Source organism: Streptomyces sp. NRRL B-1140 (genome assembly GCF_001280065.1).
In the GTDB taxonomy this organism is placed as follows: Bacteria; Actinomycetota; Actinomycetes; order Streptomycetales; family Streptomycetaceae; genus Streptomyces.
Map to the genome: position 1 here is coordinate 158,841 of NZ_LGEA01000080.1, position 10,099 is coordinate 168,939.

The 10,099-nt window shown below is 72.9% G+C and carries 10 protein-coding genes and 2 pseudogenes; 3 read left to right on the top strand and 9 right to left on the bottom strand.

Annotation, left to right across the window (positions count from 1 at the left end; translation table 11 throughout):
- The 3 genes from ADK65_RS10095 to ADK65_RS10105 all read right to left on the bottom strand — a co-directional run bounded on the left by ADK65_RS10095 (position 1) and on the right by ADK65_RS10105 (position 2,322).
- Complete coding sequence (locus ADK65_RS10095) at positions 1-582, bottom strand: flavodoxin family protein (RefSeq protein WP_053669615.1); 582 nt, start codon at positions 580-582, stop codon at positions 1-3.
- Positions 583-667: 85 nt separating this feature from the next.
- Positions 668-1,798: an amidase gene (locus tag ADK65_RS10100; protein WP_107092260.1), complete on the bottom strand. Its 1,131-nt coding sequence runs from the start codon at positions 1,796-1,798 to the stop codon at positions 668-670.
- A 20-nt stretch (positions 1,799-1,818) separates the two neighbouring features.
- Entirely contained in the window at positions 1,819-2,322 is a 504-nt protein-coding gene (locus tag ADK65_RS10105; protein WP_053669616.1) for a DUF6668 family protein, read from the bottom strand.
- Positions 2,323-2,481: 159 nt separating this feature from the next.
- On the opposite strand from ADK65_RS10105, the gene ADK65_RS10110 reads away from it, so the two are divergent.
- Positions 2,482-3,942 (top strand): hypothetical protein, encoded by a 1,461-nt coding sequence (locus ADK65_RS10110; RefSeq protein ID WP_053669617.1) that lies wholly within the window; start codon positions 2,482-2,484, stop codon positions 3,940-3,942.
- A 15-nt stretch (positions 3,943-3,957) separates the two neighbouring features.
- Here ADK65_RS10110 and ADK65_RS10115 read toward each other — a convergent pair whose 3' ends face one another.
- Both ADK65_RS10115 and ADK65_RS10120 read right to left on the bottom strand, forming a co-directional pair.
- The gene (locus tag ADK65_RS10115; protein WP_053669618.1) at positions 3,958-4,908 is read right to left on the bottom strand and encodes a M28 family metallopeptidase; all 951 of its coding nucleotides are present in this window, start codon (positions 4,906-4,908) and stop codon (positions 3,958-3,960) included.
- A 152-nt stretch (positions 4,909-5,060) separates the two neighbouring features.
- A complete protein-coding gene (locus tag ADK65_RS10120; protein WP_053669619.1) occupies positions 5,061-5,534 on the bottom strand; it encodes a VOC family protein in 474 nt (157 codons plus the stop codon).
- 66 nt (positions 5,535-5,600) lie between these two features.
- Between ADK65_RS10120 and ADK65_RS10125 the strand changes: the two genes are divergently transcribed.
- On the top strand, positions 5,601-6,179 hold the full coding sequence (locus ADK65_RS10125; RefSeq protein WP_053669620.1) for a CGNR zinc finger domain-containing protein: 579 nt from the start codon (positions 5,601-5,603) through the stop codon (positions 6,177-6,179).
- A 136-nt stretch (positions 6,180-6,315) separates the two neighbouring features.
- Here ADK65_RS10125 and rarD read toward each other — a convergent pair whose 3' ends face one another.
- Together rarD and ADK65_RS10135 are read right to left on the bottom strand one after the other, a co-directional pair.
- Positions 6,316-7,341: an EamA family transporter RarD gene (gene rarD, locus ADK65_RS10130; protein WP_234352843.1), complete on the bottom strand. Its 1,026-nt coding sequence runs from the start codon at positions 7,339-7,341 to the stop codon at positions 6,316-6,318.
- A gap of 123 nt (positions 7,342-7,464) precedes the next feature.
- Entirely contained in the window at positions 7,465-8,319 is an 855-nt protein-coding gene (locus ADK65_RS10135; protein WP_053669621.1) for an SDR family oxidoreductase, read from the bottom strand.
- 91 nt (positions 8,320-8,410) lie between these two features.
- Here ADK65_RS10135 and ADK65_RS10140 point away from each other — a divergent pair, with 91 nt between their 5' ends.
- Complete coding sequence (locus tag ADK65_RS10140; protein ID WP_053669622.1) at positions 8,411-8,794, top strand: winged helix-turn-helix transcriptional regulator; 384 nt, start codon at positions 8,411-8,413, stop codon at positions 8,792-8,794.
- 30 nt (positions 8,795-8,824) lie between these two features.
- Here ADK65_RS10140 and ADK65_RS10145 read toward each other — a convergent pair.
- Positions 8,825-9,752 (bottom strand): annotated as a pseudogene (locus tag ADK65_RS10145) (2-oxoacid:ferredoxin oxidoreductase subunit beta).
- A pseudogene (locus tag ADK65_RS10150) lies at positions 9,745-10,099 on the bottom strand (2-oxoglutarate ferredoxin oxidoreductase subunit alpha); the annotation flags it as partial. The pseudogenes ADK65_RS10150 and ADK65_RS10145, both read right to left, overlap by 8 nt.

A 10,099-nucleotide genomic window follows, 5' to 3' on the forward strand; every position in this document is an offset into this window, starting at 1 on the left:
TCAGTCCTCGTACAGGAACCTGGCCAGGGGCGCCTCCTGCGCGAAGAAGGTCTTGGCCCGGGTCAGGGCGGCGTCGTCGCTCAGCACGTCACCGGGCTTGCTGCCGTTGCCGAGCAGCACACCGCCGAAGCGCATCCCCATGTACGCCGCCGAGTTGTGGAGCGTCCCGACGAGCGGGTCGGCGACCACTTCCTGCGTGTGCGCGAGGGCGGTGACGCCCCACAGGGTGCGGCCGGCCAGGGTCTCCTTGAAGTCGAGGCCGGGGGTGCGCAGCCAGCCCGACCAGTAGTCCAGGTAGCGCTTGGTCTGCGCGGAGACCGAGTACCAGTACAGCGGCGAGACGATCACGATGTCCGTCGCCGCGAGCGTGGCGTCGAGCAGCCGGGCCACGTTGCCCTCGGTCGGGCGGACGTGGTCGCTGTCGTGCCGCAGGTCCTCGAAGTCCGGCACCGGAAGGGCGGAGAGGTCGATCCACTCCTGCGTGACGTCCGGCGGCAGTTGCTCGGCGGCCCGGCGGGCCAGCAACTCGGAGTTGCCCTCGGCGCGAGCGCTGCCCAGGACGAAAAGGAAACGGCGGGTCATGGGGTGCCCCTCTGAAACTCGGCGTACGTCAATTACACGCGTGTGCATCATATGTACACGCAAGTAAATAGGGCAAGGGCGTCCGTCAGCTCCGGTCCGCCTTCCGTGCCACGGCCAGCAGCAGCGCCTCCCGCCCGTGCGACGCCACCAGCTGGAGTCCGCCCGGGCAGCCGTCGCCGCCGAACCCCGCGGGCAGACTCAGCGCAGGGTGCCCGCTGAGGTTGAACGCCCAGGTGAGGGAGGTGGAGTAGCGATCACCGGGCCCCTCGTGGCCATGCGGGGCGGTGGGTGCCGTCGGGGTCAGCAACAGCTCGGCCTCACCGAGGATTCCGGCGAGCCGCCGGTCGTTCTGCGCCCGGACGCGCTCGGCCCCGGCCGGATCGGCGCCGGGAGTGCGCAGGGCGAGCCAGGCCGGCCCGGGGTCCGCCAGCCGCAGCGGCCTCACCGGCCGTACGAGCCGGACGACCCCTGCCGCCTCGAGCCGTTCCACCTCGGCCCGCGCCAGCGCCACGGGCTCCGGATCGGGTCCGGCGAACCCGAGGTCGGGGGACCAGACGGCGGTGACGGGGCGGGTCGTTTCGGCCGGCTCCGGCTCCCCGGCCACCACCGTCCACCACAGCCCGGCGTCCGCCGCCGAGCGGGCCAGCACCCCCGGTACGGCGAGCCCCGTAGGGTCGGCCGACGGCAGCCGCCCCCTCGTGGTCTTCAGGCCGACCACCCCGCACCACGCCGCCGGGATCCGCACCGACCCGGCTCCGTCGCCGCCCGTGGCCAGTGGCACCAGTCCGGCCGCCACGGCCGCCGCGGCCCCGGCCGACGAGCCGCCCGGCGTACGGTCGGCCCGCCACGGATTGACGGTCCGGCCCCGGGCCCCGAGCCCCCACGTCTGCCAGGGCGTCCCCGGCCCGGGCACGGAGGTGGCTCCCACGGCCACACCACCGGCCGTGAGCAGCGGTCCCGCCGCACGCAGCCCGCTGCGCCCCTTCACCGCGATCGGCACCCCGGCCAAGGGCAGGGACGGGCCGGCACCCCGCCGGTCGAGCCGTGTGTCCAGCTCACCCGCCCGCCGCAACGCCTCCTCGCCCCACACCTCGGCGAACGCGCACAGGTGCGGATCGGCCCGCTCGATCCGGGCCAGGGCCGCCGCGACCACGTCCGTCGCACGCAGCTCCCGGGCCCGAACGCCCGCCGCGATCTCCCCGGCCGACAGGGGCACGGCCGACAGCGGCAGGGCCGTCAGCGTGCCGCCCCCGTCAGCCGGGCCAGGGCCGCCGTCTCGCGGGGCGGGCGGCCCGGCTCGCCGAGCCGCCAGGAAGCCACCCACGGCACGCGGTACACGTCGATCACCGACTCCAGCGACCTGACCCGCTGGGCGAGCGGGCGCGGCAGCCGGCCCGGGGCGTCCGCCACGAGCACGACGGCGTCCAGATCGAGCCCCGGCGGGGCCTGGCCGCGCCGGAAGAGCTCCACCACCCCGGCGACCGTGTCGAGCCCCGCCGCGTGGGTGCGCGCGACCAGCAGCACCGACGGGGGATCGCCGGGGCCGGGCCAGGACCGCCCGCTGTCATGGCCGCCGTAGACCGCGGCGAGGGTGGAGACGCCCGCGCCGCCGTGTGTGCCGACCCAGGAGAAGCGCCGCGCCGCGGCGTGGGCGTGCGCGGGCTCCGGCGGGCCCGGCTCCGGGGTGGTCACCGGACCGCGCAGCCAGATCTCCGGCCCGTGTCGCATGCCTGTGTGCATGCCCCTCTCCTCCCTCGTACACCCGGTTCTCATGCCCGCCCCGACGGCCGCGGCGGGGCCGACGGCCCTTGGGACGAGCCTGTGACACCGTGGTGACGTGAGAAACGGGGGCGAGCGGACACACTCGACAGTAGGTGTACGACGCCGAGTGAGGGGACGATGGCGCGACTCAGCCGCGACAAGAAGCGGGAACAGAAGCAGGCCGCGCACGCGGCGACCCCGGCGGCGCCGATCGACGTCCATGTCCCCGGGGCCGGCACGGACGTGAGCGGGGCAACCGGTGGAGTGTCCGACGGCGCCTCCGTCGGCGGTGTCCCGGTCTTCGCGGCCCCCGGCGAGGAGATCCAGCGGGCCGTCCTGAACCGCCTCCACCACATCGCCCTCGCCACCGGCCATCCCGTGCTCGCGACGATCCGCGACGAGCGCATCGGCTACGTCGTCCCGCTCCAGGTGGACCCGGACGGCTCCAGCCACTTCACGGCAGAGCCGGTCGCCACGACCCAGCCCGAGCGGCAGCACACCCGAGGCACCGGCACGACGACTCCACCGGGGGCGCAGCGTCCCCGGGGCGCGGGCGTGGCAACGCCGCCTGAGCCGCAGCCCGCCCGGGGCGCGGGCGCCACGACCCCGCCCGAGCCGCAGCATGTCCGAGGCGCCGACGCGACGGCCGTGTCCGAGTCGCAGCGCACCACCCGCGGCGGTGCCATGATGCCGCCGTCCGAGCCCCCGCCCCCGCCCGGTGACAGCGCCACGCACGTGCTGCGTCCCGTGCCGGACTCGGGCCCTGGCGCTGCCCAGACCTTCCGGCTGCGTGCCGTGTCCGAGCCGCAGCCGGCCGAGGAAGTCGTACCGACGTTCGAGCTGCGGGCCGTGCCGGAGCCGGCGGAACCCGCGCCGGAGGGCGCGTCCCCGGCCCCGGGCCCGGGGACGCCGCCCGGCACCGTCGCGCCGCCCACCGGTGCGTTCGGTCCGCCTCCGCCCATGGACGCGCGGCCGCTCCCCGTCCCCGAGGCCCGGCCGGCTCCTCGGCCCGCCCCGGTTCACGAAGACGCCCTGATCGCCGCCGACCCCGACCCCAAGCCCACGCCTCCCCGCGGCTTCGACGCCGTCGCGGAGGCCGTGCTGGGGGACGAACCCCTCACCGCCCCGGGCGATTCCACCGCGCCCGCGCTCCTCGCGGAGCCGGTCTCACGGATCAACGAGGCGGTGAAGGAGGGCAGGATCGAAGAGGCCGCAGGCCTGGCGGAGCAGACCCTCGCGCAGGCGTCGGGAACGCTGGAGCCGGAGCACCCCGAGGTGCTCCGGCTCAGCGAACTGACCGCGTACATCGCCTACTTGGCCGGTGACCCGCTCCGCGCCCTCCGCCTGTCCCTCGACGTGGCCGGCGCCCACCGCCGGGCCGGTGACGCGGAGGCCGCCTACGGCAACGTGGAGAGCGCGGCCACCGCCTGGCGGGCGGTGCGCGACCCGGCGCTCGGGCTGGAGCTCGGGCGGGACCTGATCGGCCTGTGGACGGAGCTCGCCGCCGAGGACGGCCCGGCCGCCGAGGAGGTCGAGCGGCTGGAGTCGGCCCGCGCCCGCATGGGCCGCCTCGCCGAGCGCGCCGCCCGCAACCGGTAGGCGCCGACGCGCGGACTACTCCGACAGCCCCCACACCGCGTACGCCAGGGCGTCGCTGTTGCGGTTCAGGGCGGTGTCGTTGATGTTGGCGGTGGTGTCGCAGGACGAGTGGTAACAGCGGTCGAAGGACTGCCCGGCCGTACCGCCCCACTTGGCCGCCTGCGCCGCCGTCTTCGTCCGGCTCGCCCCGGTGAACAGGCCGCCCACCGGCACACCCGCGCTCTTGAACGGCGCGTGGTCGGAGCGGCCGTCGCCCTCGGTCTCGATCTCGGTCGGGACGCCGATGCCGCCGAAGTAGTCCTTGAAGGTCTTCTCGATCGCCGGGTCGTCGTCGTAGACGAAGTAGCCGGGGTTCGGGGAGCCGATCATGTCGAAGTTCAGATAGGCGCTGATCTTCGAACGGTCGCCGGTGGCCAGCCGGTTGACGTAGTAACGGGAGCCGACCAGGCCGAGCTCCTCCGCTCCCCACCAGGCGAACCGCAGGTGCTTGGTGGGCTTGTACTGCGCCCGGGACACGGCCAGGGCGGTCTCCAGGACGGCGGCGGAGCCCGAGCCGTTGTCGTTGATGCCGGGTCCGGAGGTGACGCTGTCGAGGTGCGAGCCGGCCATCACGACCTGGTTCGCGTCGCCGCCCGGCCAGTCGGCGATCAGGTTGTAGCCGGTACGGCTGGAGGCGGTGAACTGCTGGATCGTGGTGGTGTATCCGGCCGCGTCCAGCTTGGCCTTGACGTAGTCGAGCGAGGCCTTGTAGCCGGCCCGGCCGTGCGCCCGGTTGCCGCCGTTGGCGGTGGCTATGGACTGCAGCTGGGACAGGTGGGTCTTGACGTTCGCCACGGGGATGTCCGGCGCGGCGGCGGATCTGGAAGGAGCGGATGACGCGGCGTCCGCCACGGCACCGCCGGTCAGGAGCATGGCTGTTGCCATGCCGCCCGCGGCGACGGCGCGCGCGGAAACGGAGAGCTTCATGTGGGGGCTCCGGATTCCGTCAGGAGGCCCGTGGGGTGTCCACGGGCCGCCCACAGTGAATGGGGTGCCTGGATGGTGAAGCTGGTACTGACTCTCCGTCAAGGTCGTGATCCGGCCAGGGCGTTACGGAGTGCGCGCCTCCGCCGCCCAGGTCAATGCACGCAGAACTCGTTCCCCTCCGGGTCCGCCATCACGACCCACGCGCCGCCCTGCTCCTTCACCCGCCGCAGCACACCGGCCCCGAGTCCCTCCAGTCGGGCGACCTCCTCGTCACGCCGCCCCTCGCCCGGGTGCAGATCGAGGTGCAGCCGGTTCTTGACCGTCTTCGCCTCCGGCACCCGCTGGAACAGCAGCCGCCGCCCCAGGCCGGTCCCGCTCTCCTCCTCGAACGGGTCCTCGGGGTGCCGTACGGCGACGAGGTCCTTGAAGGCGTGGCGGCCGTGGAACTCGACCGTGGCCTCCTCGGGCAGGGCGCCGAAGCCGAGCAGCTTCCCGATCAGGGCGCTGTTGTCCTCGACCTCGTACCTCAGGGCGGCGGCCCAGAAGTCGGCCTGCGCGTGCGGGTCGTTCGCGTCGATGACGAGTTTCCAGTGCACGGCAGCGGGTGATGCGGGTGTCTGCGTCATGTAACCACTTATACTGGTTAGGTGAGTGGACGCGCAGGGGAAACGCCGGATCGGACGCCCGGCCTGATGCTGGTCTCGGGCGGGGGCAAGCCCTACCGCTTCGACCCCGGCGCCCTCTGTCTGGAGCTGACGACGACGGGCGGCCCCGGGGCCTTCGCCCGCTGGGAAGCGCTGCACGAACCCGCCGACCTGATCGCCTGGGCCGGGCGCAGCCGGCTGCCGGACGGGCTCGACCTCACCGTCTCCGGGGAGGAACTGCGGCGGGCCCGCACCCTGCGTGACGCCGTTCTCCTGATGGCCGCCGACCGCGCCCACGGCCGCCCCCTGCAGGCCGCCCACCTGGACGTCGTCAACGCCGCCGCGGCCGCGCCCCCGCTCATCACCCGCATCGAGCCCGACGGCACCCGCTCCTGGGCCCCGGGTGCCACGGGCAGCCGGTTGCTCGCGACCGTCGCCCGCGACGCGATCGAGCTGTTCACCGGGCCCTGTGCCGACCGCGTGCGGGAGTGCGGCGCGCACGACTGCCACCTGCTCTTCGTCGACACCTCCCGCCCGGGCCGCCGCCGCTGGTGCGCGATGGAGCACTGCGGGAACCGGGAGAAGGCCCGGATGCACCGGACGCGCCACGCTCCTGCGAAGCCGTAACGTCCGTGGCCCGCGCCGCGCGGGCGTCGTAGGCCGCGCCGCGCACGCCCCCGCGCAGGCCGTGCCGCACAGGGTCTGCTGCGCCGGGGCGCGGTCGCGCGAGCCGGCCTGGAGGCGCCGCTCTCCTCGGCGTGGTCTACGGCCTGGCGTCCACCGGGCCCGGCCCGGAGGCCGCCACGCTCTCGGCGTTCCGCGCGGCACCGGCCGTGCCGGCCGTGCCGGTGGTGCCGGTGGTGCCGGGCACGCCGATCTCGCCGGTGAGCGTCCGGGCGGACCGGCGGGCCGTGCGCAACGCGTCCCAGGTGAGCAGCGTCAGCGCCAGCCAGACCAGCGCGAACCCGGCCCAGCGCTCCGGCGGCATCGCCTCGTGGAAGTAGAGGATGCCGAGCAGGAACTGGAAGACCGGCGTCAGGTACTGGAGCAGGCCGATGGTGGACAGCGGCACGCGAATGGCGGCCGCGCCGAAGCAGACCAGGGGGAGTGCGGTGACGATGCCGGCCGAGGCGAGCAGCGCCGCGTGCCCCATGCCCTCGGTCGCGAAGGTGGAGTCGCCCCGCGCGGAGAGCCACACCAGGAAGCCGAGCGCGGGCAGGAACTGGATCGCGGTCTCGGCGGCCAGCGACTCGATTCCGCCGAGGCCCACCTTCTTCTTCACCAGCCCGTACGTTGCGAAGGAGAACGCGAGACAGAGCGAGATCCACGGGGGCCGGCCGTAGCCGATGGTCAGCACGACGACCGCCGCGCAGCCGGTCCCGACCGCCGCCCACTGCACCGGCCGCAGCCGCTCCTTGAGCAGCAGCACGCCCATGGCGATGGTGACCAGCGGGTTGATGAAGTACCCGAGCGAGGCCTCGACGACGTGCCCGGAGTTCACGGACCAGATGTAGAGGCCCCAGTTGACGGTGATGACCGCCGCGGCGACCGTGATCAGCGCCAGTTTGCGCGGCTGCCGCAGCAGCTCACCGGCCCAGGACCAGCGGCGCAGCACGAGCAGGGCGGCACCCACGAAGACCAGCGACCACACCATCCGGTTGGCCAGGATCTCCGCCGCGCCGGCCGGCTTCAGCAGGGGCCAGAACAGGGGGACGAGCCCCCACATCCCGTAGGCCGCGAAGCCGTTCAGCAGTCCTATGTGGCGCTCACCCCTCGGCTTGCCGCTCACGTGCCCCTCCTTCGCGCCTGGCCTGCGTCCGCGTTCACGACGGTAACGCCGAGCACCCCCGGCTGTCATGCCCGTATCGGCATACGGTCATGACAGTCGGGGGTGGCGTGCAGGAGGGCGGTGTCAGCCCTTGAGCGCGGCGGTGACGGCCTCGGAGAGCGGGGTGGTCGGACGGCCGATCAGGCGGGACAGGTCGCCGCTGGAGACGACCAGCTCGCCCTTCTCGATGGAGACGTCCACACCGGCCAGGGTGCGGGCGAACGGCTCGGGCAGACCCGCGCCCGTGAGGATGCCGACGAGGGCGTCGGGGGAGACGGCGCTGTAGGAGATCTCCTTGCCGGTCTGACGGCTCAGCTCCGCCGCGTACTCGGCGAAGCTCCACGGGGTGTCGCCGCCCAGCTCGTACGTCTTGTTCTCGTGTCCCTCGCCGGTCAGCACGGCGACCGCGGCGGCGGCGTAGTCGGCGCGGGAGGCGGAGGACACCTTGCCCTCGCCGGCCGCCGCGACGACCGCGTTGTGCTCCAGGACCGGGGCCAGGTTCTCGGTGTAGTTCTCGTGGTACCAGCCGTTGCGCAGCAGCGCGTAGGGCACTCCGGAGTCCAGCAGGATCTCCTCGGTGCCGCGGTGGTCGTCGGCGAGCGCGGCGGTCAGGGTGCCGGGGGCGCTGGTGTAGGCGAGCAGGGCGACGCCGGCGGCCTTGGCGGCGTCGATGACGACCTTGTGCTGCTGCACCCGGCCCTTGTCGAACTCGTTGCCGGAGATCAGCAGCACCTTGTCACCGGCGGAGAAGAGGCCGTCGAAGGTTGCGGGGGTGTTGTAGTCGGCGAGGGCGATCTTCACACCGCGGTCGGCGAAGTCGGCGGCCTTGTCGGCGCTGCGCACGACCGCGGTGATCTGCTCGGCCGGGACCTTCTCCAGCAGCTGCTCCACGACGTGACGGCCGAGGTTTCCGGTGGCTCCGGTGACGACGATGCTCATGGTGAGAACTCTCCTTGTGGGGTGCGTTGCCACTAACCGTAGAGGGCGCGCTAACTTCTGGAAAGTACCCACTTTCAAGTAAGGTACTGGCATGGCGGTAAGTGAAAAGGAAGCCCTGTGCCCGTACCGGCTCGTCCTGGAGCACGTGACCAGCCGCTGGGGCGTGCTCGTCCTGATCGAGCTCCTGGACCGCCCTTACCGGTTCAGCGAACTGCGCCGGACGATCAGCGCCTACGGCGGCGGCCGGGGCGTCAGCGAGAAGATGCTCACGCAGACCCTCCAGACCCTGGAACGGGACGGACTCGTCCACCGCGACGCCAAGCCGGTCATCCCGCCACGCGTCGACTACTCCCTCACCGGCCTGGGCCGCGAGGCCGCCGAGCAGGTACGGGCCCTGTCGCAGTGGACGCGCGACCGCATGGACGACGTGGAGAAGGCGCGGCAGACGTACGACGAGGCCCGGGCCGCCTCCTAGCGGTCCCGGGCCTCGGGCGGGTCCGGCAGGTCAGCCGACGACGGTCCAGGTGTCGCCGCCGGCCAGCAGCGCGCCCAGGTCGCCCTTGCCGTGCTGCTCGATGGCCTGGTCCAGCTGGTCGGCCATCTGGGTGTCGTAGACGGGCCGCTCGACGGAGCGCAGGACGCCGATGGGGGTGTGGTGCAGGGTGTCCGGATCGGCGAGGCGCGACAGTGCGAACGCGGTGGTCGGGGACGGGGAGTGGGCGTCGTGGACGAGCACCCGGTCCTCGTTGTCCGGCGTCACCGCGACCACCTTCAGGTCACCGGTCGCCGGGTCCCTCACGACTCCCTTGGCCAGGTCGGCGCCGAAGCGGATGGGCTTGCCGTGCTCCAGCCGGATCACGGCGTCCTCGGCCTGCTGCTTGTCCTTGAGGGCGTCGAAGGCGCCGTCGTTGAAGATGTTGCAGTTCTGGTAGATCTCGATCAGAGCCGTGCCCTGGTGGGCGGCGGCCTGGCGCAGCACCTCCGTCAGGTGCTTGCGGTCCGAATCCACCGTCCGCGCCACGAACGACGCCTCCGCGCCGATCGCCAGCGACACCGGGTTGAACGGCGCGTCCAGCGAGCCCACCGGCGTCGACTTGGTGATCTTGCCGACTTCGGAGGTGGGCGAGTACTGGCCCTTGGTCAGGCCGTAGATCCGGTTGTTGAACAGCAGGATCTTGAGGTTAGGTGTCCATGTAGTACGGGAAGCGGGAGGAGCAGCCGATGCCGGAGACGAAGACGATGTTCTCCTTCGCCAGGCCCAGCTCCGGCATGAAGCCCTGCACCGCGGCGAGGATGGCGTAGTCGCCGCAGCCCGGGCACCAGCGCACTTCCTGATCGGACTTGAAGTCCTTCATCGACTGCCTGCCCTCGGCCTTTGGGACGAGGGACAGCGCTTCGATGGTGCCCGTGCCGTGCGTGGACGTCTCAGCCATCGATGGCCTCCTTCAGAGCCGCGGCGAGCTGCTCCGCCTTGAACGGCATGCCGTTGACCTGGGTGTAGGAGTGGGCGTCGACCAGGTACTTCGCCCGGATGAGCGTGGCGAGCTGCCCGAGGTTCATCTCGGGGATCACCACCTTGTCGTAACGCTCCAGCACGGAACCCAGATTCCGCGGGAAGGGGTTGAGGTGGCGCAGATGTGCCTGCGCGATCGACTCCCCGGCCCGGCGCAGCCGCCGAACCGCCGCGGTGATCGGCCCGTACGTCGAGCCCCAGCCCAGGACCAGGGTCCGCGCGCCGTGCGGGTCGTCGACTGCGAGGTCGGGGACGGTGATGCCGTCG